This window comes from Microbacterium sp. PI-SA-G (assembly GCF_057215335.1).
Window position 1 is genome coordinate 2,814,448 of record NZ_CM170103.1, and the last position, 22,630, is coordinate 2,837,077.

General features: G+C 69.9%; 19 protein-coding genes. 6 read left to right on the forward strand and 13 right to left on the reverse strand.

The features are described from left to right. Positions 1-9: 9 nt before the first annotated feature. Complete coding sequence (locus AC2D10_RS13850) at positions 10-3,024, reverse strand: hypothetical protein (protein ID WP_484708481.1); 3,015 nt, start codon at positions 3,022-3,024, stop codon at positions 10-12. 1,218 nt (positions 3,025-4,242) lie between these two features. Here AC2D10_RS13850 and AC2D10_RS13855 point away from each other — a divergent pair. Continuing rightward, positions 4,243-4,467, forward strand: coding sequence for a hypothetical protein (locus tag AC2D10_RS13855; protein ID WP_484708482.1), 225 nt, complete (start codon positions 4,243-4,245; stop codon positions 4,465-4,467). Positions 4,468-4,536: 69 nt separating this feature from the next. On the opposite strand, the gene AC2D10_RS13860 is transcribed toward AC2D10_RS13855, so the two are convergent. The 4 genes from AC2D10_RS13860 to AC2D10_RS13875 form a co-directional block, all read right to left on the reverse strand. Continuing rightward, a complete protein-coding gene (locus AC2D10_RS13860) occupies positions 4,537-4,869 on the reverse strand; it encodes a hypothetical protein (RefSeq protein WP_484708484.1) in 333 nt (110 codons plus the stop codon). 74 nt (positions 4,870-4,943) lie between these two features. Further along, positions 4,944-6,788, reverse strand: a complete 1,845-nt coding sequence (locus tag AC2D10_RS13865; protein ID WP_484708486.1) for a BCCT family transporter — start codon at positions 6,786-6,788, stop codon at positions 4,944-4,946. A 63-nt stretch (positions 6,789-6,851) separates the two neighbouring features. Continuing rightward, positions 6,852-8,192 (reverse strand): MFS transporter, encoded by a 1,341-nt coding sequence (locus AC2D10_RS13870; protein ID WP_484708488.1) that lies wholly within the window; start codon positions 8,190-8,192, stop codon positions 6,852-6,854. A 5-nt stretch (positions 8,193-8,197) separates the two neighbouring features. Continuing rightward, positions 8,198-8,638, reverse strand: coding sequence for a MarR family winged helix-turn-helix transcriptional regulator (locus tag AC2D10_RS13875; RefSeq protein WP_484708489.1), 441 nt, complete (start codon positions 8,636-8,638; stop codon positions 8,198-8,200). Between the two features lie 52 nt (positions 8,639-8,690). Between AC2D10_RS13875 and AC2D10_RS13880 the strand changes: the two genes are divergently transcribed. The 5 genes from AC2D10_RS13880 to AC2D10_RS13900 all read left to right on the forward strand — a co-directional run bounded on the left by AC2D10_RS13880 (position 8,691) and on the right by AC2D10_RS13900 (position 13,380). Continuing rightward, entirely contained in the window at positions 8,691-9,446 is a 756-nt protein-coding gene (locus tag AC2D10_RS13880; RefSeq protein ID WP_484708490.1) for a copper homeostasis protein CutC, read from the forward strand. Between the two features lie 25 nt (positions 9,447-9,471). Continuing rightward, complete coding sequence (locus AC2D10_RS13885) at positions 9,472-10,341, forward strand: alpha/beta fold hydrolase (protein ID WP_484708491.1); 870 nt, start codon at positions 9,472-9,474, stop codon at positions 10,339-10,341. A gap of 197 nt (positions 10,342-10,538) precedes the next feature. Then, the gene (locus AC2D10_RS13890) at positions 10,539-11,276 is read left to right on the forward strand and encodes a DUF1684 domain-containing protein (RefSeq protein ID WP_484708492.1); all 738 of its coding nucleotides are present in this window, start codon (positions 10,539-10,541) and stop codon (positions 11,274-11,276) included. A gap of 47 nt (positions 11,277-11,323) precedes the next feature. Next, the gene (gene lplAB / locus AC2D10_RS13895) at positions 11,324-12,373 is read left to right on the forward strand and encodes a lipoate-protein ligase LplAB (protein WP_484708494.1); all 1,050 of its coding nucleotides are present in this window, start codon (positions 11,324-11,326) and stop codon (positions 12,371-12,373) included. Then, entirely contained in the window at positions 12,352-13,380 is a 1,029-nt protein-coding gene (locus tag AC2D10_RS13900) for a DNA-methyltransferase (RefSeq protein WP_484708495.1), read from the forward strand. The genes lplAB and AC2D10_RS13900 overlap by 22 nt, the downstream gene beginning before the upstream one ends. A gap of 9 nt (positions 13,381-13,389) precedes the next feature. On the opposite strand, the gene AC2D10_RS13905 is transcribed toward AC2D10_RS13900, so the two are convergent. The 8 genes from AC2D10_RS13905 to AC2D10_RS13940 all read right to left on the reverse strand — a co-directional run bounded on the left by AC2D10_RS13905 (position 13,390) and on the right by AC2D10_RS13940 (position 22,573). Further along, positions 13,390-13,878: a DUF3237 domain-containing protein gene (locus AC2D10_RS13905; RefSeq protein WP_484708498.1), complete on the reverse strand. Its 489-nt coding sequence runs from the start codon at positions 13,876-13,878 to the stop codon at positions 13,390-13,392. Further along, entirely contained in the window at positions 13,875-15,140 is a 1,266-nt protein-coding gene (locus AC2D10_RS13910; RefSeq protein WP_484708500.1) for a flavin-dependent oxidoreductase, read from the reverse strand. The genes AC2D10_RS13905 and AC2D10_RS13910 overlap by 4 nt, the downstream gene beginning before the upstream one ends. Positions 15,141-15,195: 55 nt before the next feature. Then, entirely contained in the window at positions 15,196-16,830 is a 1,635-nt protein-coding gene (locus AC2D10_RS13915) for an amidohydrolase (protein ID WP_484708502.1), read from the reverse strand. Positions 16,831-16,914: 84 nt separating this feature from the next. Next, a complete protein-coding gene (locus AC2D10_RS13920) occupies positions 16,915-17,382 on the reverse strand; it encodes a DUF3237 domain-containing protein (protein WP_484708504.1) in 468 nt (155 codons plus the stop codon). Continuing rightward, the gene (nikE, locus tag AC2D10_RS13925) at positions 17,379-19,085 is read right to left on the reverse strand and encodes a nickel ABC transporter ATP-binding protein NikE (protein ID WP_484708506.1); all 1,707 of its coding nucleotides are present in this window, start codon (positions 19,083-19,085) and stop codon (positions 17,379-17,381) included. The genes AC2D10_RS13920 and nikE overlap by 4 nt, the downstream gene beginning before the upstream one ends. After that, the gene (locus tag AC2D10_RS13930) at positions 19,082-19,945 is read right to left on the reverse strand and encodes an ABC transporter permease (protein ID WP_484708508.1); all 864 of its coding nucleotides are present in this window, start codon (positions 19,943-19,945) and stop codon (positions 19,082-19,084) included. The genes nikE and AC2D10_RS13930 overlap by 4 nt, the downstream gene beginning before the upstream one ends. Continuing rightward, complete coding sequence (locus AC2D10_RS13935; protein WP_484708511.1) at positions 19,942-20,901, reverse strand: ABC transporter permease; 960 nt, start codon at positions 20,899-20,901, stop codon at positions 19,942-19,944. Before AC2D10_RS13935 ends, AC2D10_RS13930 begins: the two co-directional genes overlap by 4 nt. A gap of 28 nt (positions 20,902-20,929) precedes the next feature. Further along, complete coding sequence (locus AC2D10_RS13940) at positions 20,930-22,573, reverse strand: ABC transporter substrate-binding protein (protein WP_484708515.1); 1,644 nt, start codon at positions 22,571-22,573, stop codon at positions 20,930-20,932. Between the last annotated feature and the right edge of the window lie 57 nt (positions 22,574-22,630).

A 22,630-nucleotide genomic window follows, 5' to 3' on the forward strand; every position in this document is an offset into this window, starting at 1 on the left:
GGGGCCGGGTCACTGCGCGGTGAGTGTGCCGTTCGTGGGGGCGAGCGTGTACGTGCGGCTGTGCCCGGGCGCGGTGAGGGTGAACGTGTCGCCCGGTTGGATGTTGTCGATCGTGCAGGCCCCGTCAGCGCGGGTGGTGCAGGTGTTCGTCCGGCCGAAGGTGGTGACGGTGTTCACGACGGTGCGTGGCGCCGCGTGGATCGTGATGCCGCGCGGGAGCGCGCGATTCGGCGTGGCGAACAGGGCCGATGTGAGCGGGGGAGTGAACACGAGGGTGCGTGTCGCGTTCTCCGTGGGGTTGGCCGGCAGGTAGCTGGTCAGCGTCACGCTCGTGCCGGCGGGCAGAGGCTCGGCGAGGGTGAGTGTGAACTCGCCGGTGTTGCGGTTCGCGGATGCTTCGGCGAACCGCCCCTGGTGGCCGGGAACGTCGATCTTCACGTCATGGGACGTGGTCGTGACACCCCGGATGGTGGTCGCGGTGACCTCGATGATCTGGATCGGGCTGCCGGCGGTCGTGGTGATGTCGGCCACCGGGGCCGGGGGTGCGGGCACGGCGGCGAGCGTGACCTCGGAGCTGACCCTCTTGTCGCCGTTCGTGACGACCAGCTGTGCGGCGCCCTGTCGGGCGGCTGGGTTCGCCGTGACGGTGAAGGTTCCGTCGGCGGCCGTGATGACCGGTTCGCTGAACGGCTCGCCTGTTCCGGTCGAACCGGAGCGCGCGGGGTCCAGACTGAGGATCTGCGCCTGCGCTCCGGCCACAGGGGCACCGGACTCAAGCGCGACCTTCCCGGTCACGGTGCGGCCGGTGGTGGTGAGCGCGGTCAGCACGAGCGGGTCCGGAACCGCAGGCATGTCGGCGATCCAGGCGAAGTGCTGACCGGTCGACGTGTATCGATCGGACGGGGTCGAGGCCGTGGTCAGCTCGAATGTCGCGTTCGGAACCCGGTCGGCGTCGTTCGGGGCCAGACGCAGGAACGTGGTGCGGATGCTGTCGGCGCTGGAGACTGCGGCCGGAAGCGCATCGCTGTCGCATCTCCACATGCCGACCGCGTTGACGCGGGTCACGCAGCGGGCGGTGGCGGCGCCGTCGGTGATGGTGACGTACTTCCCGGGTGCTCCGGTGCCCGTGATCGCTGTGAACGGGGCGATCTTCTGCTCTGACACGGCGCCGGTCTTCGACACGACCGGTGACGTGATGCGCCATGGAGCAGACACCGTGGTGGCCGGCAGCCTCGCGATGGTGTCGGCCATCGTCACCCGCGGCACCCTGTACCCGCTGGTGGTGGTGTTGTACTTCGGCATCGCCGGGTCGGTGCTGTCGTTCTTGGTGAACAGCACCGGTTCGAGCACGTTCCGATAGGCGGGGAACATCGCATCCGACGGGCGGGACTGGCCGTAGAACGCGGCCGGATCGAACGGGATCGATGTCGATTTCGCCAGTGTCGAGGTGTCGGTCGGAGGAACGTACTTCCACCCGGGGGTCTTCTCGATCAGCGCGATGCAGGCTGCCGACCCGACGATGCTCACCGAGCATCCGGCGATCAGCGCTTTCTTCACGACCTCGCCGCGCTTCGAATCCCAGACCTCGTGCACCCACCGGTTGCGGAAGTCGACGTAGGTCTGCCCGCCGTTGATCTCGGCGACCGCCTTGGCGTACAGAGCGTTCGTCTGTGCGAATCCCCATGACTCCAGCTCGGCGACCTGCGTCAGCGTCGTCTGCTGGATCTGCTCCTTGGCCTGCGCCGCCCACAGCGGCTCGACCCCGTCACCGGAGTACCCCGCCGCCAACGCGGCCATGTCGATCCGGGACTGCGCGTACGCGGACCGGAACATCACCTGCTTCACCGCTGTCGCTGTCGCCTGGCCCTGCGCTTGGCCGATCGCCGTCGCCATCTTCCGCATCAGCTCCACCGCCGGCACCTGATACGCCGCTGCGACCTGCTGGTCCACGGTCCACGGCGTGTTCAGCTCCGCCTGCGCGAACGCCACATCCCACGCCGCCTGGATCGACAGCGTCGCCGCCGCCGCGGGCGGGAAAACGAGCCCCGCAGCTCCCAACATCGCACCCCAGAGCGCCCGGTAGATCTTGCCTTCGCCGGGCTCCACCGAGAGCAGCTGCGCCAGCGCCTGGAACGCGATCGTCGGGCCGCCCAGCTCGCTCACCGCCAGCGATGCCACCCCGAGCGCCGCCGCCGCCTTCTGCACGTCGGACGCGTCGTTCCGGAACGCCTCCACCAGTCCCAGCACCGCCAGTGGGGCGTTCGCGAGACTCCCCGCGTGGGAGCCGAACGCCTCGGTCACCCGCGACATCCCCGGCATCGCCGAGGCCGCCGTCTCACGCAACGGCGCCGACTCCATCGTGCCCTCCACGGAGCCGCCGGGCACGCGTGACAGATCCAGCTCCTCCACCGCGACGCCCGTCGCCGCGTGCTCCAGAGCCCTGCGCACGACATCCTCCATGGAGCCCTCGGTCAGTGACGACGCGTTCGCTGCACGCCCGACCTTCTCCCGATACGAGGCCGCGTCGGCGTCCGACACGGCGGTGGCGGTCTGGGTGTCGATGCTGCACAGCAGGCACAGGTCCGTGGAGCCACCCGACGTCCCCGGTGCGTCGGGTGCGTCGCCCCGGCCTTCGCTGTGGGTCCATGCCTTCGGGGCAGACAGCGTTCTCGCGTGCGTCTCGGGGACCAGGGGGCGCGCAGCCAGGCGCGACGACGTGAGCGGGTCTGCGTAGTCGGCGGCGGTGACCTGCGACCATTCGACGCCGGGGGCTCGCTCGGTCAGCCATACGCGGTGTGTGCCCTGCACCAGTGGGGTCGGGTCCGCTGTGCGGAACACCTCGGCCTCGGCCTCAGCCTGCGCCCAGTGCATGGCATTCCCGGTGTAGGTCGGACGGGGTGAGACGTACCCCAGGCTCCGGACGGCGACGTCCTCAGTGAAGGCGGCGGTCGTCGCGGCACTCCTCGCTTTGAGCACCTTCGCCAGGTCGCGGCGCTCGCTCGCGCTCGACGCGGATTGCAGCATATGCCGGCATAGCCCCTTCCGCGCACCATGGCGGGGTTCTCGTAGATGTTGGGCACTGATCCCGGGGGTCGGTCGCTCGCTGGCCGAGTCTGGTGCGCAGCGTAGAGGTCCGCAAATGTGCCCGTCGTGTAGAGCTCTTCGCGTGGCGTCGAGACGCGCACCGTCCTTCGTGTGGTCCCCCCGGGATGGCGCAGGAACACGTCGAGCGGGGTGGCTACCGTACCCGGTGAAAAAGCTCCCGCGGCGTTGTGCAACGAGTGCACGAGCTCATGCGCGAAAGCGATGGTTCGGGGAACCGCGATCGGGCGCCCGCCGGAACCGTCGGCGGCGACGCCCGTCCACATGCCGACAACGTGCTCGAAGTCGAAACTCAGCACGCTCGCCGTGCCGTCCGTGGCGTCTTCTGGGAAGAGCGGAACGGTCCGGAGAGCGCCCGGGATCCTGGTCGGCATGATCAGTACCGTGATATCGGACTCGATCGCGCTGGGCCCGGTGACGTCGACGAAACCCAGATCTGTGCCGGGTATCCGTACGTCGGCCAGGTTGGCCAGGAACGACCTGCCCGCCGCGCTCGATGAGATCTCTGCGAGCATGGCCTTCGTCTGCGTGACGTACCCCGCGAACGCCGCATCCGACAGGGCGGTGTTTCCGGAGCGATCGTCGGGGTGCGTCTTCGGTGTCGGAGCCGTGTGGTCGGCGACGGCGATGCCTTTGGCCACGACGCGCGCGCGCACCTGGAACTTCTCCGCTGCCTCGGGGGTGCGCCGGTCGAGCGCTCCCTCGGGGAGCGTCAATCGACGAAGGTCTCCGACGGCGCTTTTCGCGATGGTGGAGTCGAGTGCAACGGGAGCGGCGTGCGCCGACACGGGCGTGATCAGGGAGAGGAGCAGACTCAGCGTGACGACCACCACCGACATCCGTCGGGCCGATGGTCGAGAGGGAAGGGACGCGGCACTCATCAGGGCTCCTCACTTCAGGCCCCGCTTCCGGAACGAAGCGAAGGTTCCTGTACTGAGCGCAACAATAGGGGCGTCGGAGTGGCCTGTGTCGATATCCCGGAATGCGTTCGGGGCTCACAACGCTGGGGCGCGAATGCGCCTCACAGGAGGAGCCGCGCCGGTGAGATCGACCTGGATTCGGGCTTGTCGCCAGTCGTACAATGCCCGGGGGACACTCCAGTTCTCCCCGACGAACAGATCGAACGAAGGCGATGGTCTCATGACAACTCAAGGAATTCGAGGCAGCGCGCGAGCGCGTGCGGTCGTCGTGGCCACGGTCCTCGTCGCCGTCGCGCTTCCCGTCGTGGCCAATCTGCCGGTGTTCTCGAGCGTCGCCTGGGTCTTCTGGATCGCGGCACTGATCCTCATCATCGGGGCTCTCGTCGTGGCTCTCACCGTGATCGCGAGGTCTCGTCCGCCCGGACGCTCTTCCAGGCATTCCTGACCCCGACGACAGAACCGCCCCGCAGCTCACTGAGCTGCGGGGCGGTTCGTCGAGACGTGTGCGGAGTGCCTACTCCGGGGCGCCGTTGGGGTCGAGCAGCTTGAGGGTGTCTTCCTCGGCCGGGTTGTCGGCCTGCAGCTGGCCCTCGGTGGTGTCGTCACCGCCGAGCGGGGTCGGGCTGTCGTCGGGGCGGCTGGCGTCGCCCTGGATGGCGCCGTTGGTGGCGTCGCCCTCGGAGCTGTCGCCCTGGATGGCTCCGTGCGGAGAGTCACCGTGCGAGCTGTCGCCCTGGATGGCGCCGCCCTGGCTGCCTCCCTGACTGTCGTTCTCGCTCTCGGGGGTGCCGACGCCCGGGGCGCCCTCGGCCGGATCCTGCGGGTGGGGTGTCGTGTTCTCGTCCATGCGGCGAGCGTAGCCCCGACCCCACCCCGCGCGCAGGGGCTTGACACGCGCGCGGGGTCGGGAATCGCGGATGGTCAGCGCGCGGAGTCGGCTTCGCTGCTGCTGCTAGTGGCCGTGCTGTCATCCGGCACCGGCGGGCCGTCGACGGATGCCGGGGCCTCGGTGTCGGACGCCGTCGACGCGGTCATCGCCGGTGCGACGGGCAACCCCAGACGCTTCTGCAGCGACCGCACCCACCGCGGCTGTGCGCCGCTGAGCAGGCCGCGCTCGTCGCGCGACTCGACCTCGAGCCCGTAGTAGTCGCCGATCTTGTCGATCAGCTGCGCGCGCTCCGCCCGTGCGTATGCCCGGCGCTCGCGCGTGAAGGCGAAGAACGTCGACCAGCAGATCAGCAGCAGCACGACGCTGAACGGCAGGGCGATCGTGATCGCGGCGGTCTGCAGCGCGGTGAGTCCGCCCGCCAGCAGCAGCGCGATCGCGAGCGCGGCAGTGACGACGACGAAGAACGTGCGGATCCAGCGCTTCGGGTCCTGCTGGCCGCCCGAGGCGATCATGCCCATGACGAGCGCACCCGAGTCGGCCGAGGTGATGAAGAAGATCGCGATGAGCAGCACCGCACCGAGGGTCACGATCAGCGAGCCGGGAACCTGCGCAAGCAGTTCGAACAGGGCGCCCTGCAGGTCGACCGAGCCGTCGTCGGTGAGGGTGCCGGGGTTCTGCAGTTCGAGCGCGAGGGCAGAGCCGCCGAGCACGGCGAACCACAGGATGCCGAGCAGTGTCGGCACCAGGATGACACCGGCCACGAACTGACGCACGGTGCGGCCCTTCGAGATGCGGGCGATGAAGATGCCGACGAACGGCGCCCACGAGATCCACCAGCCCCAGTAGAACGAGGTCCACTGCGACTGCCATTCCTCGCCGGCGGCGCCCTGGAAGGCGCTCACGTTGAACGACAGGCCCACGAAGTTCTGCACGTAGTAGCCGATCGACTGCACGAAGTCGCGCAGCAGGAACTCGGTCGGGCCCATCACCAGCAGGTACAGCACGAGGAGCCCCGCCATCACGAGGTTCGCGTTCGAGAGCCACTTCATGCCCTTCGTGACGCCGGAGAGCACCGACATCAGCACGAACACCGAGATGACCAGGATGATGATGACCTGCGTCGTCTGGTCGGGCTTCGCCAGGCCCGCGGAGCTGAGTCCGGCGCTGATCTGGATGACGCCGAGGCCGAGCGAGGTCGCGACGCCGAAAAGCGTACCGACCAACGCGATCACGTCGATCGCGTGACCCCATCCGCCCTCGACGACACGCTTGCCCAGCAGCGGCTCGAGCGTCCAGCGGATCGAGATCGGACGCCCCCGGCGGTGGATGGCGTAGGCGAGCGCGAGGCCGATCACGACGTAGATCGACCAGGCGTGCACTCCCCAGTGCAGGTAGGTCTGTCCGAGCGCGGCCTGGGCCAGCTGCTCGGGAGTGCCCGTCACGCCAGGGCGCGGTGAGACGAAGTGGCTGAGCGGCTCGCTGACGCCGTAGAACACCAGGCCGATGCCCATACCGGCGGCGAACAGCAGCGAGAACCACGACATGAGGGAGAACTCGGGCTCGTCGTCATCCTTGCCGAGCTTGATGTCGCCGAAGCGGCTGAAGCCGAGGAACAGGCTGAACGCCACGAACACCGCGGCGATGAGCACGTAGTACCAGTTGAAGGCGTTAACGATCGTGCTCTGGATCGCACCGAACATCTGCTCCGCCAGGTGCGGGGCAGCGAGCGTGAAGCCGACGAACACGATGATGATGGCGGTCGCGGGCCAGAAGACCCAGCGCTGAACGGCGGGCAGCGCGCGACGGGGGCTCTCGGTCGTGTCATCGACGCCGACCGCGGCATCCGACGGCGATGCGGTGTTCTCGGAAGCGCTCATCCATCAACGGTATATCGACGACGCCCTCGCGTCAGATCGACGGCGCGTCAGGCGACCGGCGTCTCAGTCCTTCGGCCAGTCCTTCGGCTTCGCGGAACGGATCGGCGTGGTCACGGCGGCCTCGTCGCTGAACTCGACCGGCTCGACCTCGTCGATGATGCTCAGCGGCCGCGTCTCGTCGAGCGTCAGCAGGAACCGTCGGTCCTCGCGGCGATGCACGCGCCCCGACGTGAACACCCAGATCAGGCCGATCGCGCAGGCCACGAATCCGGCGGTGCCGCCGAGCATGATCGCCGCCCGCGGTCCGAAGGCGTCGGCCACCCACCCCGCGATCGGGGCGCCGACCGGCGTCGACCCCATGATGACGGCCATGTACAGCGCGAGCACGCGCCCGCGTAGCGCCGGGTCGGTGGTGATCTGCACGTAGCCGTTCGCGGTGGTCAGCAGTGTCACGATCATGAACCCGGTGAACATCAGCGTCACGGCGTACGACGCGTAACTCGGCATCATCGACGACACGAACGCGGCGACGCCGAAGCCTCCGGCCGCGAAGATCACCACGCGCACCCGGGCCCGTTCCCGACGGGCGGCGAGCAGGGCGCCGACGAGCGACCCGATCGCCAGGATCGAGCTCAGCACGCCGTAGCCGTCGGCGCCCGCGCCGAACTCCAGCGCCATGGTCGAGGCGAAGATGGGGAAGTTCATACCGAACGCTCCGATGAGGAACACCGTCACGAACACCACGCGCAGGTCGCTTCGCCCCCACACGTACCGGAATCCGGCGGCCAGACCGCCGCGGCTGCGGTTCTTCAGCCGTGGCGCGAGCAGCTCGCGATGCAGCATCAGCAAAGCGAGGATCATCGCGAGGAAGGTCGCGGCGTTCACGATGAACACCCATCCCGACCCGATCGCCACGATCAACAGGCCACCGACCGCGGGCCCGATCATGCGCGCGAGGTTGAAGGATGCCGAGTTCAGCGCCACCGCGTTCGAGGTGTCTCCCGACGAGACCATGTCGGACACGAAGGCCTGGCGCGCGGGGGCGTCGAAGGCGTTCACGATGCCGAAGCCGAGTGCGAACGCGAACATCATCGGCAGGGTCATCAGCCCGTTCAGCAGCAGCACGCCGACGGCGATCGCGAGGCCGAGCAGTGCCGACTGCGTCAGCATGAGGATGTGCCGTCGGTCGAAGCGGTCGGCGACGAGTCCGGTCAGGCTCACGAGCACCAGGGGAGGGCCGAACTGCAGTGCCATCGTGACGCCCATCGCGGTGGCGTCGTTGTCGGTCAGCTCGGTCAGGACCACCCAGTCCTGTGCCGTGGCCTGCATCCATCCGCCGACGTTCGAGACGAGGGCGCCGGCGAACCAGATGCGGTAGTTGATGTTCGCGAACGAACGGAACATGGAGCTCATCGGTCGGTCACCCGTCGCATCAGAGCGCTGGCGGCGCGGAGCGTCTCGAGCTCTTCGTCGGTGTAGTCGAGTTCGCGGAGCATGTCGGCCAGCAGTGCGTCGCGGCGCAGGATGGTCTCGACCACGATCTCGACACCGGCTTCGGTGATGTCGACCTGCACGCGTCGACGGTCGTCCTCGTCGGGGGTGCGTGCGACGTACCCCTGCTCCTCGAGCCCGTTGACGGTGCTGGTCATCGACGGTGCCGTGACGCGCTCGTGCTCGGCGAGGGCGGAGATCGTGCGGCGGCCGTGCATGCGCAGCGTGCCGAGGACCGCGAGCTGCGCATCGCTCATCGCGTCGGTCACGCGCACATGGCGCAGGCGGCGGGCCAGGCGGAACGTGGCCATGCGCAGTTCCGTGGCGGTTAGCGTGAGGGAGTCTTCGGTCGCAGTCATTGATTAGATAGTCTATCTAACCTTTCCATCGGAGGGAAGGCAGAATGGACGGGTGACCGCACCCCTCGCTCTCGAACTCGCCGTCCAGGATGCTGCCGGAGTGCGCGTCGCCGCCGCCGTCGGTGCCGCCCGCGTCGAACTCGCCTCCGCCCTCGCACTGGGTGGGCTGACGCCCTCACTCGCCACGCTCGAGATCGCGATCGAGGTTGCTGCAGCGCTCGGGGGCGGGCCGGATGTGCACGTGCTCGTGCGCCCCCGCGCGGGCGACTTCCACTACGACGACGACGAGATCGCCGTCACGGCGCGCGACATCCGCCGGGCGATTGAGGCCGGCGCGGCCGGTGTCGTCATCGGCGCCCTCGACGCGGACGGACGCCTCGACGTCGACGCGATGACCCGGTTGCGCGATGCGGCGCTCGACGCCTCGCCCGCGGCATCCATCACCCTGCACCGCGCGATCGACGTGACGGCCGACCCCCTCGCCACGCTCGCCGCGGCGCGCGAGCTCGGACTGCAGCGGGTGCTGACCTCCGGGGGCGCCTCGGTCGCGATCGACGGCATCGACACGCTGCGCGCCCTGATCGCCGCTGCCGACGGCGCGGTCGAGATCATGGCGGGGAGCGGAGTGGATGCAGCGAGCGCCCCCGCGCTCGCCGCGATCGGCATCGACGCGCTGCACTTCTCGGCCAAGCGCACCGTGCTCGCGCAGAGCGGCGTGAAGATGGGGTCGGCGGCCGACGGAGTGGGCGGCTACGAGGTGACCGACCTCGCGACGGCGCGCGCGGTGTGCGCGGCACTGGGCCGCTGAGCGTCGTCGTCGGTAGGCTCGCAGCGTGACCGACACGCGCGATTTCACGGATGCTCACGGCATCACCATCGTCTACGACGTGCATCCGGCAGTGGGCACTCCCCGCGGCGTGGTGCAGCTGCTGCATGGGGTCGGCGAGCACGCCGGCCGCTACGGGGCGCTGATCGTGGCGCTGGTCAACGCCGGCTTCCACGTGTACGCCGACGACCATCGCGGACACGGCCGCACCGGCATCCTGCAGCACGGCGGACCGGAGCGGCTCGGACGCCTCGGCAAGGGCGGCATGCGCGCGACCGTCGACGCGATCTGGCAGCTCACCGGGTTCATCCGCGAGGAGCACCGCGACCTGCCGCTCGTGCTGCTCGGACACTCGTGGGGATCGTTCCTCGCGCAGATGCTCGTGAACGACCATCCCGACGCCTGGGATGCCGTCATCCTCTCGGGCACGGCGCTGCGGATGCCGGGCTCGCTCAACTCCGCGCCGCTGAACGCGCGATGGGCGGGACCTGACGCGACCGGGTACGAGTGGCTCAGCCGCGACGCGGCGATCGGGGAGCAGTTCGGCGACGACCCGCTCACCACGAACGAGCCGCTGCTGAAGCTGTTCGGTCCCGTCGAGGCCGCCAAGCTCTACGGGCGTCCGCGCAAGAACCTGCGTGCGAAGCGTGCCGGCACCGACCTGCCGATGCTGCTGATGGTCGGCCGCGACGACTCCGTCGGCGGACCCCGCAGCGTGCACAAGCTGGCCGAGGAGTACCGCACGCGCTCGGAGCTCAGCGACATCACGACGCTGGTCTACCCCGATGCGCGTCACGAGATCTTCAACGAGCTGCAGCAGGACGAGGTGCGCGCCGACGTGCTCGCCTGGCTCGACGCGCGGTTCCCGGCGCGCTGAGGGCTCGCTTCCCCGGGCTGGTGTGGCGCTGCCGTGCCGGCGGGAGGGGACGCGAGTGGTCGCATCTGCTCGCGTATAGCGGCCATGTGTGACCCCTGCGACGCCGCCGACCACCCGATATGACGCGGTGTGACGCGGGGTGAAGACGTATGACGCGCGGGGGTCGGCCTGCGCGTCGCCGGTCATAAATTCACACCATGGGTTTCGAGGACGACTGGCGCGACTGGCACGCGTCACGGGAGCGCTACGCGGGGGCCGAGTACGGTCCGGCATCGCTCGAGTCGACGAACTGGCTGATCACGCTGCCCTCCGCGGTCGACGGCATTCCCGGACTCTGGGCGCGGACGGATGACGGCGGCATCCGCGGCACCGAGCTCGGGGTCGAGGGGGCGAGCGTCGCGCTGCACGGCGCCGACACCCTGCGGCTCGGGCGGCGGGAGCTGCGCGTCTTTCCGCGCGACGAGCTGGTGGCGCTGCGGGTGTTCAACCCCGGCCGGCCGCAGCGCGAGCGCTTCAGTGGGATCGACGCCTATCGTCCGGACGAGGCATGGCGGCTGCCCGCGGTGTTCGAGCAGACCCCGGACGAACGGATCACGTTCACCGCGGTCGACGGGCGTGCGCACGACTCGCCCATCGCCGGACGGCTGCGCTTCACGTTGTGGGGGAAGGAGCTGCGGCTGGCGGTCACGCGCGGCGCGCAGGGCGGGTTGAGCGCCGTGTTCGGCGACGGGACGAACGGGCAGGAGACGTATCGCTTTCGCTTCCTGCCCATCGACGAGCCGACGGATGACGGCACCGCGGTGGTCGACTTCAACCGCGCGTACCTGCCGCCGTGCGCGTTCTCGGATCAGTTCATCTGCCCGCTGCCGCCGACGGAGAACCGCATCTCGGCGCCGATCAGGGCGGGCGAGCGGGCGGTCGTGCTCGGACGATGACGGCCGTTCGCCGTGCCGGTCGGCGGGGCGCGGCTTAAGCTGGATCCGTGCACGGAGAATTCAAGGTCCCAGGGGGAAAGCTCGTCGTCGTCGACCTCGATGTCGAAGACGGACGGATCGCGCGATTCCGACTGGCGGGAGACTTCTTCCTCGAACCCGATACGGCGCTCGACGCGATCAACGACGCCGTGAACGGGTTGCCGGTCGAAACGGATGCCACGGGCATCGCCGCCGCGGTCCGCAGTGCGCTGCCCGAGGGGGCGCAGCTGCTCGGCTTCACGCCCGAGTCGGTCGGCACCACGGTGCGCCGCGCACTCGTGACCGCCCCCGGCTGGCGCGACTTCGACTGGGAGGTCGTGCACGACAAGGCTGTGTCTCCGCAGATGAACCTCGCTCTCGACGAGGTGCTCACCTCGCGTGTCGGTGAGGGGCGCCGCCGCCCCACGCTGCGCATCTGGGAGTGGGACGGATCGGCCGTCGTGATCGGCTCGTTCCAGTCGTACCGCAACGAGGTCGATCCCGAGGGCGCCGCCCGCCACGGGTTCGACGTGGTGCGGCGGATTTCGGGCGGTGGCGCGATGCTCATCCCCGCCGGACAGATCATCACGTACTCCCTCTACGTTCCGGCGTCGCTCGTCGGCGGCATGACGTTCGCCGACTCGTACGCGTTCCTCGACGACTGGGTGCTTCAGGCGCTGCGCTCGCTCGGCATCGACGCGATCTACCAGCCGCTCAACGACATCGCGAGCCCCTCGGGAAAGATCGGCGGCGCCGCGCAGAAGCGCCTCGCCAACGGCGGAGTGCTGCACCACGCGTCGCTGTCGTACGACCTCGACGGACAGGTCATGACCGAGGTGCTGCGCATCGGCCGCGAGAAGCTCAGCGACAAGGGCACGACCTCGGCCGCCAAGCGCGTCGATCCGCTGCGCAGCCAGACCGGCCTCACGCGCGACGAGATCATCGAGCGCTTCATCGCGACGTTCCGCTCGCTGACGGCCGCCGAGACCGGTGAGATCTCGGCAGACGAGTATGCGGAGGCCGAAGCCCTCGTCGAGTCGAAGTTCGCGACCGACGCATGGCTGCATCGGGTGCCGTGACCGTCGCATCGACGGGATCGGACGCGGCGACAGGAGCGGCGGCCGAGGCGCCGACTCCGGCCGCGGTCGGGGCCGTCTCGATCATCGAGGGCGACAATCTCGCCGTCGCCACCAGCCTGCCGTCGGCGTCGTTCGCGCTGGTGTACCTCGACCCGCCGTTCAACACCGGTCGGACGCAGGAACGGCAGGTCGTGACCGCGCGTCGGTCGTTCACAACTCAGCAGGAATCGGGCGAGCCGGGGGCGGATGACGCCTCAGGCGCCGAAACGGCGTCAGATCTGCTGAGTACTGAACGCACCACCGGCGAGCCCGCGCCGCAGACCGAGGTGCGACACGGCTTCCACGGGCACCGGTATGAGCGCGTGCGCGGCATGCTGCGGGCGTACGACGACCGCTTCGACGACTACGGCACGTTCCTGATGCCCCGGTTGGAGGAGGCCTGGCGGCTGCTCGCCGACGACGGCACCCTGTACCTGCACCTGGACTACCGCGAGGCGCACTACGCCAAGGTCATGCTCGACGCCGTGTTCGGGCGCGACTCGTTCCTCAACGAGCTCATCTGGGCCTACGACTACGGCGCCAAGTCGCGCAGCCGCTGGCCCACCAAGCACGACACGATCCTGGTCTACGTGAAGAATCCGCGCGCGTACTTCTTCGACTCCGAGGCCGTCGACCGCGAGCCGTACATGGCGCCCGGCCTGGTCACGGCCGAGAAGGCCGCGCGCGGCAAGCTGCCGACCGACGTCTGGTGGCACACGATCGTGCCGACGACCGGGCGTGAGAAGACCGGGTACCCGACGCAGAAGCCCGAGGGCATCCTGCGGCGCATCGTGCGCGCTTCGAGCCGCCCGGGTGATCGGGTACTCGACCTCTTCGCCGGCAGCGGCACGACCGGCGCCGTGGCATCCGCCCTGGGTCGCGACGCCGTGCTCGTCGACGACAACCCGGAGGCGATCCGCGTCATGCAGCAGCGGATGCCGCACGCCGAGGTCTCGCGCGCGGAGTGACGCGGCGCCTCACGCCACCCGATACGCCCGGTACAGCACCGTGTTCGCCTGACGTCGGGCGGCCGCCACGAACAGGCTCCGCTGCAGATCGGCGAGCGCAGGGGCGGCGGTCTCGACGGCGACGGTCGTGCGGAAGTAGTACTCGCGCGGGTCGACGTCGTCGCCGCGGCGCAGGCGCTCGAGTACATCGGGCTCTCCGGTGCGCAGGCCCTTCGCATGCAGCAACAGGAGCGTGCCGCCCGTGGTGCGGGCGGAGTAGCGACTGTCGATCTCGATCGTGCCGTCGGGGCGCACGATCTGCCAGTCGGCGCCCCCGGGAAGGATCTCCGCCTCGATATCTCCGGTGATGCGTCCGCCGAGGATCGGCACCACCCGGCGGTGCCCCGCGCTGGTTCCGGAGTGGTCTTCGAGCGGCGCGAGGTCGACGCTGACGTCGAACGCAGGGGTGAGAGCGGGCGCGGGAAGCGCGTCGTGGGGGCCGCCGCCCGGCGCACTCATCGGGCGGGCGTGAGCGACGGGCGCTCGTTGAGGACGGCGGGCAGGAAACCGGCGGCGGTCTTGTAGCCGGTGGCGATCTGCTCGCGTTCGGCGTACGGGATCACCGCGTCGATGTCGTCGAACCCTTCGGGGGCGCGCTCGTGGGCGAGCTGCATGACGCGCTCGGGTCCGGTCGCGCGGGTGCTGGCGAGCAACGCGGTCATCGCCGGTCGCCGGGCCTCCTCGTACCGGGCGAGGGCCCGGTCGATCGAGGCGCTGTCACCGCCGTCCGCCTGCGCGGCGGCCAAGTGGAAAGCGAGGGTTCGGGCGTCGAGGATCGCCTGCGAGCCGCCGTTCGATCCGTTGGGATACATCGCGTGCGCGGCGTCGCCGAGCAGCGTGGTGCACCCGAACGTCCACTGCGGCAGCGGGTCTCGGTCGACCATCGGGTACTCGAGGATCTCGTCGGCCGCGGCGATCGCGGCCGGGACGTCGAGCCAGTCGAATCGCCAGTCACGGAACAGTTCGGCGATCGGCGCGGGGTCCACGGCGCGGTTCCAGTCGGCGTCCCCGGTGCCACCGACCCGGCGTTCGGCGATGAAGTTCACCGGCATCCGCCCGTCTGCATCGGCGTCGCCGAGCGGGTAGGCGACGAACTTCTGCTCGGCGTCTCCGGCCATGATCATGGTGCGTCCGTCGAGAAACGCGGGAATGCGGGTCACGCCGCGCCACAGCGTGAGACCGCCCCAGGGCGGTGCGCCTTCGGCGGGGTAGCGCAGGGCGCGGAGGGCGGAATGGATGCCGTCGGCACCGATGATCACGTCGGCCGTGTCGTCGACCGTGCCACTGCTCGTGGCGAAACGCGCTGTCTCGGTGCCGTCCGGGTTTGAGGTGATGTCGATGAGCCGGTAGTCGAGTCTGATCGGTTCGGCCAGACGTTCTTCGGCGAGGTCGCGCAGGGCGAGCTGCAGCCGCCCGCGGTGCACCGACAGCTGGGGCCAGCGGTAGCCGGCGGCGATCCCGCGCGGCTCGCGCCAGACCGGCTGACCGTGCCTGTTGTAGTACGCGAGCGTGCGCGGCTCGACTCCGAGCTCGGCGATGCGGTCGGCCACGCCGAGTTCCGTCAGCTCGCGCAGCGCGTGGGGGAGCAGGTTGATGCCCACTCCGAGCCCGCGGATCGCGGTACTGCGCTCATACACGACGACATCGTGCAGTCCTGCCTCGTGCAGGCTGACCGCGGCCGCGAGCCCGCCGATGCCTGCGCCGACGATGATGATCTTCATCGATCTCTCCTGATCTCCGCCCCGAAGGGCTGCTGGGTGAAGGGGTGTGCGCGGTTCAGCCCGCGGTGTGCACGATCTGACCGGCGACGATCGTGACGGCGGTCCCGACGCTGATCAGCGCCTCGGTCGGAACGGCGAACGGATCGACCGTCGACACGACGACATCGGCCCGGGCGCCGACGCGCAGCATCCCGCCATCGCCCAGCACCAGCTCTGACGAGCCGCTCGTGTACGCCGCGAGTGCCTCGGTCAGGGTCAGACGCTGCGAGGCGTCGAGGGGTTCGCTCGGCCTGCCGTCGGGACCGGGCAACGTGCGATTCACGGCGACGTGGATCGCGAGCCACGGATCGGCGGGCGAGACCGGCCAGTCCGACCCCATCGCGATCTGGGCGCCGCTGTCGACGATGGCCCGGAAGGGGTACCCCGCTCTCATCCGCTCTTCTCCGATCATGGGCACGACCGCGGGGTCCACCGACGCCCACAGCCCCTGGATGTTCGCCGTGATGCCGAGGGGGCCGAAGCGGCGTGCGTCGTCGGGATGCACCATCGACAGGTGCGCGAAGTGATGGCGCTGGCCCGGGCCGTTGGCGCGGCGAGCGGCCTCGACCGCCGCCAGCGCGACGCGTATGCCGCGATCGCCCATGATGTGCAGGTGCAGGGCGAAGCCGACCGCGTCGAGCGACACGACGAGAGCGTGCAGGGCTTCGGCGTCGATGTGCAGCTCGCCGCTTCCGGCGTGGCTGCAGTACGGCTCGAGCAGCGCCGCGGTCTCACCGTGCGGCACGCCGTCGACCATCGCCTTCACCGTCGACGTGTCGAAGCCCGCGGCGGCATTCGCCGCACGGAGCCCCACGAAGCGCTCGACGAGGTCCGGCACCTGGTCGGCCGTCGTTCCCGCCGGAACCCAGAGGGCGCCGGAGGTGCGGCTGCGCAGCGTGCCGTCGGCGATCGTGGCCAGGTAGGCACCCGTGCAGTCGGCCTTGCCGTTGTACTCGCCGAGGATCGCCTCGTGCCATCCGGTCACCCCGAGCGTCCACAGGAAGTCCTGTGCGTTCAGCAGCCCGGCAGCGATGTCGGCGTCCGTCGACGGCGGGATCACCCGGCCGACCAGCTCGGCCGCCGTCTCGTTGAGGTAGCCGGTCGGCTCCCCCTGCTCGTCACGGTGGATGTGTCCGTTCGGCGGGTTCGGAGTGTCGCGGTCGACGCCGGCGATCTCCAGCGCGCGGGAGTTGACCCACAGGGTGTGATGACCGGCGTCGCTCACTGCGACCGGACGATCGGCGACGATGGCATCGAGCATCTGCCGCGTCGGATGCGGGAACAGCTCGTGGCTCCACCCGCCGCCGGTGATCCATTCGGGGCCGCCGTCGGACGCCGTGTCGGTGTCGGCCCGAGCGATCAGCGCCAGGGTCTCGTCGACCGACGTGGCCCCGCTCAGGTCGCAGCTGAGTCGCTCGACTCCGGCGAACGCGGCATGGATGTGCGCGTCGACGAAGCCGGGGAGGATGCCGCCGCCGGCTGCGTCCACGATGCGCGTCTCGGGTCCGGCGAGAGCGCGGACGGCGGCGTCGGTGCCGATCGCGAGGATGCGCTCGCCGCGGAGCGCCACTGCTGTGTCGGCCGTGGAGATGCGGCCGTCGAACACGTGGCCGCCGACGATGCACATGTCGGCTGTGGGAAGGGAAGTCATGGCCGTACTCCTCGTTCTGCGGCGGGGGCGCCGGGGTGCTGTGGGGTGGTCGGGATCATCGAGGTCATCGTCTTCGCGCCGGGCTCACACGACCCGGAACACGCGGATCACGACCTGGTCGTCGCCGGGGCGGGCGTAGCCGATGAACTGCGACTCGGCGAGCCAGCGCAGCTCGGCGGCATCCGTCTGGAAGACGAACGCGGTCCGGTAGTAGAGGTCCTCCTCGCGGGGCGTCTCACCGCCCTCGAAGGACTCGATCGCTGCAGCGTTCGCCCGCCAGTACCCGCGATTGACGACGTCTACCACGTGGCCGTCGATCTCGATCAGGTACCTCGCGTCGAGCTGTGTGGTCACGCCGTGATCGACCCACCAGTCACCGCCGCCCGGGAGGACGACGCCCTCGGCACGCGGCCCGGTCACCCGACCCCCGGTGATCGCGGTGAGATGCAGTTGCCCGCCCTCGCCCCGACCGATCCGGCGCGGAGGCGCCACATCGACCTGCAACTCGAAGCAGTACTCCAACGCGGGTGTCATCAGCTCGGATTCGGTCATAGCCAGCTCCTCAGAGTGCGTCTGTCTCGTCCGATCGTAGGGATCGGCGTGGTGCGTGCGGGGATGCGGCGCTGCGGCACCCACCCCGCGCGGGGGATCGAATCCAGCAGCACGCGGGTGTACTCCGCCTGCGGGTCGTCGAGTACGGCGCTCGTCTGGCCGTGCTCCTCGATGCGACCGTCGCGCATCACCACGACCTCGTCGCACAGACGCCGGACCACGGTGAGGTCATGGGTGATCATGAGCAGAGCCACGCCGGTGTCTCGGCGAATGTGCTCGAGCAGCGCGAGGATCTCGACCTGAGTGGTCACATCGAGCGCGGACACCGCCTCATCGAGCACCAGGATGCGGGGCTCGGCCGCGAGAGCGCGGGCGATGGCGACGCGCTGCCGTTGTCCGCCCGAGAGCGAACGCGGGCGCGCGTCGAGCAGGTCGAGGTCGAGGCGCACGGCGTGCATGAGCGCCATCACGCGGTCGTCTACGTCGTCGCGGCTGTCGGAGCGGCGATGCACGCGCACCGCCTCGGTGAGGCACTGCCGAACGGACTGCCGACGGTCGAGCGACTGATAGGGATCCTGGAACACCATCTGCACGGTCTTCGCTCGGGCGCGCCGCTCGGCGTCGGAGCGCGCCGGTGTGCTCCAGTCGCCGCCCTCGACCTGCACGGTGCCGGCGTCGGCACGCTCCAGCCCGCAGATGATGCGGGCCGTGGTGGACTTCCCCGAGCCGGATTCCCCGACGATGCCGAGCGATCCGCCTGCCGCGAGCGCGAAGCCCACCCCGTCGACAGCGGTGAGGACCTCGTGCCCGGCACCGTGCGCCGCCCGGACCCGGAACGACTTGTGCAGGTCCTGAACCTGCAGCACGATCTCGTCCGCCGGATCGGCCACGGTCGCGAGGACATCGACCGTCGGCGCCGCGGTGTCGAGCGACGCCGACATCAGGATGCGGGTGTACTCGGCCGTCGCATCCTCTCGCATGGTCGCGGCCTGCAGGGTCTCGATAGTGCGGCCCTGCTTCATGACCACCACGCGGTCGCACACGGCGCCGGCGAGCGCCAGGTCGTGCGTGATGAACAGCAGCGAGAGATCGCGGTGCCGCCGCAGATCGCCGATCACGGCCATGACCTCTTCCTGCGTGGTGACGTCGAGCGCGGTCGTGATCTCATCGGCGAGCAGTAGCCGCGGGTCCATCGCGAGCGTCGACGCGATCATGACACGCTGCAGGAGTCCGCCCGACAGCTCCGCCGGGCGCTGTCTCAGCCGACGCGTGGGGGAGGGTACGCCGACCTCGTCGAGCAGGTCGAGTGCGGTCCGCTCGGCGGAGTCGCGGGTGGCGCCGCCGACGGTGACGAGGGCCTCGGTCAGGAAGTCGCCGATCGTGCGCAGCGGATTGAGGTGTGCACGGGGCGTCTGGAACGCCATGCCGATGCGGTGCGCACGCAGCTCGCGGCGACCGCGCTCGTCGAGGGCCGCGAGATCCTGCCCCTCGACGGCGATGGTGCCTGCCGTCGTGAAGTCCGCCGGAAGCAGACCGGCGATCGCCCGCACGCTGAGGGTCTTGCCCGAGCCCGATTCGCCGACCAGGCCGACCGATTCGCCGAGGCCCACCTCGAGCGTGCAGTCATGCACGAGCGTGCGCGGACCCGCGGGGGTCGGCATCGCGATCTCGAGGCCGCGCAGCTGCAGTACCGGTGCTGTCATCGTTCCTTCTCCTCTGCCCAGGTGGTGGCGCGGGCGCCGATGATGCCGACCGCGAGCACCGTCACGACGATCAGCAGCGCGGGGAACAGCGACTGCTCCGGGGCGCCGGCGAGGATCGCCGCCTGCCCGCCCGCGATCATGGAGCCCCAGCCGGCGGCGGGCGGCTGCTCGCCGAGGCCCAGGAACGAGATCGCGGCGAGGTCGAGCATCGCGTATCCAAAGCCGACCGTCGCCTGCGCGGCGACGAGGGGGATCAGTGCGGGCACGAGGTGACGGAAGCAGATGGCGGCGCTCGAGACACCCTGCACCCGCAGCGCGGCGATGTACGGCCGCCCGAGTTCGCGCGACGCAGCGCTCTGGGTGAGTCGGGCGACGACCGGGATGTACGCGATCGACAGCGCGACCACGGGTGCCACGAGGCCCTTCCCGAACATCGCTACCGCGAGCACCGCGAGGACGAGACCGGGGATGGCGAAGATGACGTCGATCAGACGGCCGATGGAGCCGCGCACGATGCCGCCGAACCAGGCCGCGGTCAGCGCCAGGGTCATGCCGAGAGTCGTGGAGAGCACGACGACGATCACGGGCGCGATGATGCTCGATGACGCTCCTGCGAGCACCCGCGACAGGATGTCACGGCCCAGGTCGTCGGTGCCGAAGAGATGGTCGAGCGAGGCGGATCCGTTCGTCGGGCCCGCGTACAGCTGATCCGGCGGGTACGGGGCGAGCCAGCGCCCGGCCACGACGATCACGGCGACGAGTGCCAGCACGACGACCGCGATGACGACGAGCGGATCCCGCTGTGCGAGCCGACGGGTGGCGGTGGGGATGCGCCCCGCGGCGAGCTGACCGACGCTCATGCGCTGCTCCTTGATCGTGTGGAGGTGGATGCGGAGTCGGGGTCGATGGCCGCGCCGAGGAGATCGGCGATCGCGTTCAGCACCACGAACAGGGTGACCAGCAGCAGCGACACCACCTGAACGACGGGGAGGTCCTTACGAGCGGCGGCCTCGGTGAGCAGCGATCCGATGCCGCCCAGACCGAACGCCTGCTCGGCGATCGCCGATGCCGCGAACAGCCCGGCGATCGTGGTGCCGGAGACCGCGAGGATCTGCGGTGCGGCGTTGTGGAACACGTGGCGACGAAAGACCCGATTCCAGGGGATGCCACGCACGCGCGCGGCCTCCACATGCTCGGAATGCAGCTGCGCGACCAGAGCGCTCCGCGTCACCCGGCTGATGTAGGCGATGAACATCAGCGCGAGCGAGACCGCCGGCAGCACGAGGTGCCACAGGCGATCGAGGCCCTCCCGCCCGGCTCCGAACGTCGGGAACCATCCGAGCGAGGTCGCGAAGATCCAGATCAGGAGGATCGCGACGATGAACGTCGGCAGCGCCATCCCGAGGGAGGTCGTGACCGAGACGGCCATGTCGGTCCGGCGGCCGCTTACGGCGGCGAGGATGCCGGAGCCCAGGCCGAACACCGCGATCAGTGCGGTGGTCAGAAGGACCAGCTGGAACGTCACGCCGAAGCGTGCGCCCACGAGCTCCGCGACATCGGTCTTGTAGACGAAGGAGCGACCGAAGTCACCGGTGAGCACGCCGCCCAGCCAGTGCAGGTACTGCAGCCAGACGGGGTCGTCGAGTCGGTACTCCGCACGGATCGCGGCGACGAGCTCGGGGGTCGGACGAGCGCCGCCCGCCAGCGCTGACACCGGGTCGCCCGGCGTCAGCAGCAGCGCCGAGAAGATGATGACGCTGGCGAGGAACAGGGTGAGCACGAGGCCGCCCACCTTGCCGAGCACTGTCCTGATCATGTCGGATCCCGTCCGTCGTCCGGCCGTCTCACTCGCCGCCGAGGCGCAGCGCCCAGGGGGAGCTGTAGATCGCGACGGAGGTGGTGATGCCGGTGAGGTCGTCGGACAGGTAGGTGAGGTGGTGCGCGCCGGCGAGCGTGACTTGCAGCTGGTCGGCTGCGAAGATCTCCTGCGCCTTCACGAAGGCGTCGGCGGCCGAGGCGGGGTCGACGGCGGTGCGGGCGGCCTGCAGGTCGGCCGTGACCTCATCGTTCGCGTACCCGGACCAGTTGAAGATCCCGCCCATCTCGGCCGGCAGCATGAACAGCTGCGGATACCCCAGCACACCGGGCACCTCGAGGTATCCGACGGTGGACACGAAGTCGATGCCCGCCCGCAGCTCCGGCGAGTAGAACAGCGCCCCGAAGTCGGCAGGCTGGCGTTCGTCGATCGTGACCGTGAGACCGATGTCCTTCGCCGCGCTCTGCACGATGGCGGCGGTCTGCGCGAACTCCTTCGCGCCGGCAGGGATCGCGAGCACCAGCGGCACCGAGGTGTCGATGCCCGATTCGGCGATCAGCTCCTTCGCGCGTTCCAGGTCGACCTCGGGAGACGGCAGGGCGTCGTAGGCCTCCTGGTAGGCGTCGCGCGCCTCCATGCCGCTCCACACGAACGGCGGCACGATCGTCTTCTGCACGTCTCCGAGACCCTGCAGCACGGTGTCGATGTAGACGTTCCGGTCGATCGCGAGGCTGAGCGCCTGCCGTACGCGTGGGTCGGCCGCCGCGCTGTCGGCCGAGGTCGGACCGAAGCTGTACGAGGCGGTGGACGGCCCCACGATCAGACGTCCGTCACCCTCGCCCTCGAAACTCTGACGCGATCCGGGCGGCACGTTGAACGCCCCGTCGATCTCGCCGGCGGTGAGGGCCGACGTCAGCGTCGCGCCGTCGGTGACGAACACGAAACGGATGCGCTCGGTGAGCGGAGCGCCGTCCCAGTAGTCCGGGTTGGCGACGACCGAGATGTCGGTGCCGGGGTTCCACTCCTCGAGCCGGTACGGCCCGGCGCACAGGAGGCCGCCTCCGGAGGTGCCGAGGTCCTGCCCCGCGGTGTCGCCGAACGCCTTGCTCATGACGGCGCCGCCACCGCCGCCGAGAGCGTCCCGGAAGGTGGTGTCCGGCGCCATGAAGCGCACGAGCACGGTGTCGTCGTCAGGTGTCTCGATGCTCGAGATCAGTGCGAAGGCGGCGTACCACTGCGATTCCGGGGTGCGGTTGCGGTCGAGGCTGTACGCGACGTCGGTCGCGGTGACGGGCGTGCCGTCCCAGAAGGAGACCCCGTCGCGCACCGTGATCTCGAATGTGACCGGGTCGATCCACTCGGCGGTCTCGGCGATGCCGGCCTCGAGCGAGAAGTCCGGCTCGACGGTGAGCAGGCTGTCGCAGAGGTTCGGGATGATGACGTTGGCTGAGGAGGCCGGGTCGAGCGTCTGCGGCTCGCCCTCGACGACGGCCCAGGTGACCTCGTCGACAGGAGTGGTCGCCGCCGGCAGGGAGGCGACCAGTGCGGTCGGATCGATCTGCTCGGCGGTCTCGTTCGTAGTGGTGCGCGGGGCGCAGGCGGTGGCGGCGAGAACGGTCGCGGTCGCCAGGGCGGCGATGGCGGTGAACCGGCGTCGGGTGGTGCGGGTCATGTCGGGTCCTCTCGGGTGCGTGCAACAGAGGTGGTGCTGGACGTGCAGAGGTGGTGC

Coding starts and splice junctions, on each gene's coding strand:
- AC2D10_RS13855 (WP_484708482.1), top strand. CDS start 4,243: ATGACAACTCAAGGAATTCGAGGCAGCGCGCGAGCGCGTGCGGTCGTC.
- AC2D10_RS13910 (WP_484708500.1), bottom strand. CDS start 15,140: ATGAAGATCATCATCGTCGGCGCAGGCATCGGCGGGCTCGCGGCCGCG.
- AC2D10_RS13860 (WP_484708484.1), bottom strand. CDS start 4,869: ATGGACGAGAACACGACACCCCACCCGCAGGATCCGGCCGAGGGCGCC.
- AC2D10_RS13890 (WP_484708492.1), top strand. CDS start 10,539: ATGGGTTTCGAGGACGACTGGCGCGACTGGCACGCGTCACGGGAGCGC.
- AC2D10_RS13900 (WP_484708495.1), top strand. CDS start 12,352: ATGGCTGCATCGGGTGCCGTGACCGTCGCATCGACGGGATCGGACGCG.
- AC2D10_RS13905 (WP_484708498.1), bottom strand. CDS start 13,878: ATGAGTGCGCCGGGCGGCGGCCCCCACGACGCGCTTCCCGCGCCCGCT.
- AC2D10_RS13930 (WP_484708508.1), bottom strand. CDS start 19,945: ATGAGCGTCGGTCAGCTCGCCGCGGGGCGCATCCCCACCGCCACCCGT.
- AC2D10_RS13870 (WP_484708488.1), bottom strand. CDS start 8,192: ATGTTCCGTTCGTTCGCGAACATCAACTACCGCATCTGGTTCGCCGGC.
- AC2D10_RS13935 (WP_484708511.1), bottom strand. CDS start 20,901: ATGATCAGGACAGTGCTCGGCAAGGTGGGCGGCCTCGTGCTCACCCTG.
- AC2D10_RS13920 (WP_484708504.1), bottom strand. CDS start 17,382: ATGACCGAATCCGAGCTGATGACACCCGCGTTGGAGTACTGCTTCGAG.
- AC2D10_RS13915 (WP_484708502.1), bottom strand. CDS start 16,830: ATGACTTCCCTTCCCACAGCCGACATGTGCATCGTCGGCGGCCACGTG.
- AC2D10_RS13850 (WP_484708481.1), bottom strand. CDS start 3,024: ATGCTGCAATCCGCGTCGAGCGCGAGCGAGCGCCGCGACCTGGCGAAG.
- nikE (WP_484708506.1), bottom strand. CDS start 19,085: ATGACAGCACCGGTACTGCAGCTGCGCGGCCTCGAGATCGCGATGCCG.
- AC2D10_RS13865 (WP_484708486.1), bottom strand. CDS start 6,788: ATGAGCGCTTCCGAGAACACCGCATCGCCGTCGGATGCCGCGGTCGGC.
- AC2D10_RS13940 (WP_484708515.1), bottom strand. CDS start 22,573: ATGACCCGCACCACCCGACGCCGGTTCACCGCCATCGCCGCCCTGGCG.
- AC2D10_RS13875 (WP_484708489.1), bottom strand. CDS start 8,638: ATGACTGCGACCGAAGACTCCCTCACGCTAACCGCCACGGAACTGCGC.